General features: G+C 78.7%; 3 protein-coding genes and 1 pseudogene. 2 read left to right on the forward strand and 2 right to left on the reverse strand.

Annotated features, from left to right (window positions below):
* Together ACFV0G_RS38405 and ACFV0G_RS38410 are read left to right on the forward strand one after the other, a co-directional pair.
* Positions 1-487: pseudogene (locus ACFV0G_RS38405) on the forward strand (hypothetical protein); the annotation flags it as partial.
* Positions 484-1149: a CBS domain-containing protein gene (locus ACFV0G_RS38410; protein WP_380558229.1), complete on the forward strand. Its 666-nt coding sequence runs from the start codon at positions 484-486 to the stop codon at positions 1147-1149. The pseudogene ACFV0G_RS38405 and the gene ACFV0G_RS38410, both read left to right, overlap by 4 nt.
* Before the next feature lie 43 nt (positions 1150-1192).
* On the opposite strand, the gene ACFV0G_RS38415 is transcribed toward ACFV0G_RS38410, so the two are convergent.
* On the reverse strand, positions 1193-1624 hold the full coding sequence (locus tag ACFV0G_RS38415; protein ID WP_380558232.1) for a hypothetical protein: 432 nt from the start codon (positions 1622-1624) through the stop codon (positions 1193-1195).
* A partial coding sequence (locus ACFV0G_RS38420; RefSeq protein ID WP_380558235.1) for a class I SAM-dependent methyltransferase occupies positions 1621-2335 on the reverse strand: 715 nt, incomplete at its 5' end. The genes ACFV0G_RS38420 and ACFV0G_RS38415, both read right to left, overlap by 4 nt.

Raw genomic sequence — 2335 nt, forward strand, 5'->3', positions numbered from 1 at the left:
ATGCCACGGGGGGGTGCCCGCGGCCCCCCCCCCCGGGACTACCCCCCCCCGCGCGGGGCGGCGCCCCGCGCGCCCGGCCGCCGACGGCATCCGGTCCTACGCGCTCGGCCCGCAGGACCACGAGGCGCGGATGCCGATGCGCGCCTACACCGGCCACCCGCCGGCGGCCGCGCCGCACAGCCGGGTCTTCGAGGCCGCGCCGCAGATGTGCACCCTCGCGACGGCCACCGACCATCCGGCGGACTGGCTGCGGGCCGGCCAGGCGCTGGAACGGGTCTGGCTGCTCGCCACGCTCCGCGGTGTCCGGGCCACCGTGCTGCACCAGGCCGTCGAGTGGCCGGACACCCGGCTGGGCCTGCGCGACACCGCGGGCGGCCCGAGCTGCGTCCACCTGCTGCTGCGGCTCGGCTACGGGCCGCCCGGGCCCGCCACACCGCGGCGGGCGGTGGCGGACATCCTGACGGCCGAGGAGGGAGCGCACCGATGAGCCACCGAACGGTGGGGACGGTGATGACCGAGCACGTCGTCCGGGTCGCCCCGGAGACGGGTTTCCGCGAGATCGTCGCCCTGCTGGCCGAGTTCGAGATCACCGCGGTTCCGGTGGTGGACGCGGCGGGCCGCCCGGTCGGGATCGTCTCCGAGGCCGACCTGCTGCGCACGCTGGCCGCCCAGGAGGACGACGGGCCGGGGGCCGGCCCGCCGTCCGGCGCGGCCGCGGCGGGCGCGGCCGAGGGGCCGTCGGCGGTCACCGCGGGCGAGCTGATGAGCGGCCCGGTGGTGTCCACCACGCCGGACGCGAGCATCGTGGCCGCGGCCCGGCTGATGACCCGTCACCGGGTGAAGCGGCTCCCGGTGGTGGACGCCGACGGGCGGCTCGCCGGCATGGTGAGCCGCGGCGATCTGCTGCGGGTCTTCCTGCGCGAGGACCGGGTGATCCACCGCGAGATCGTCGAGGAGCTCGGCCGCGTCGCCGGCGTGAGCCCGTCCGCGGTCGGCGTGGAGGTCGACCAGGGGCGGGTGGTGCTCAGCGGCACCATCGGCGACCCGGAGCTCGTCCTGCCCGTCCTGCGGCTGTGCCGCTCGGTGGACGGCGTGGTCTCGGTGACCGACCGGACCACCCGCTCCGAGCCCGTCCCGCTGGACGGCTGACCGCCCCGACCGACCGGTGACCGGTGGCCGGCGCCCGGCCCGGTCACCGGGCGGCCCAGGCCTGCGCGAGCGCCAGCGAGAACACCGCCGTCACCCAGGTCCACAGCACGGAGAGCGCGATGTGCCCGGCCGTCCGGAAGCGGTCGCCGCGCCAGATCCTCGGCGAGAACACCGCGAACTCGAACAGCCAGCGGATGCCCCAGAACAGCGTCTGGCCGGCCAGCACCGCCCGCCCCAGCGGGGTGCCGGCGAGCAGGTCGGGCGCCATCAGCAGCGGCAGCGCGCCGAGCAGCACACAGGTCAGCGCGACGAAGAACAGGTGCACCCGGGCGACCTGACGGGTGAGCAGGGCGGTACCGGCCAGGTCGGCCGGCCAGCCGATCAGCCGGGGGAGCACGGCGTGGAACAGGCCCATGCCGACCAGGACCGCGCCGACCAGCCGCAGCTGGCCCGCCAGCGTGAACAGCCCGCTCACCGCACGGCCCCGCGGAAGGCGAACACGCCGACCAGGCCGGCGATCCGCCGCTCGGCCGCGGGTCGCAGCCCGGCGAGCCCGGCCACCCGCAGCCACTCCGCCCGGCTCCGGAAGTGCCATGCCCCCGGGCCGTACACCGCGGTGTTGGCGGCGTCCCGCAGGTGCTCCACCAGGACGAGCGTGCCGCCCGGGCGCAGTGCCCGGGCGACCTCGCGGAACAGCGCCTCCCGGTCGGCGGCCCGGCGCAGCTCGTGCGCGGCGAACACCGCGAACACGGTGTCCTGCGACGCCGTCCCGGCCGGCAGCCCGCCGGGCCGGGCCGGCACGGTGCCCGGCGCCGGGGGCACCCGGCGGCGGGCCCGCCGGATCGACCCCTCGGTCATCAGGGCCGGGTCGTACAGGTCGGCGACCAGCTGGGCGGCCGCGGGCCAGCGGGCGGCGATCGGCCCGCTCGCCTCGTCCAGCCCGGCCGAGACCACCAGGTGGTCGCCGGGCCCGTCCGGCAGCAGGGCGTCCAGCCAGCCGAAGCCGTTCAGCTCCGAGCGGTCGTACACCAGCCAGCTGGCGGCCGTCCCGGCGGCCAGCCACCAGCCGGCCGCCAGCGCACCGGCCCGGGCCGCCCCCGCGGCCCGCCCGGGGCGCCCGGGGGGCGGCCGTCGGGGGGCGGCCCGCGGGGGCGGGGGCGCGCGCCGCGGCCGTCCGTTCCGAGAC

Origin of the sequence: Kitasatospora sp. NPDC059571 (assembly GCF_042735675.1) — a bacterium.
Lineage (GTDB): Bacteria > Actinomycetota > Actinomycetes > Streptomycetales > Streptomycetaceae > Kitasatospora.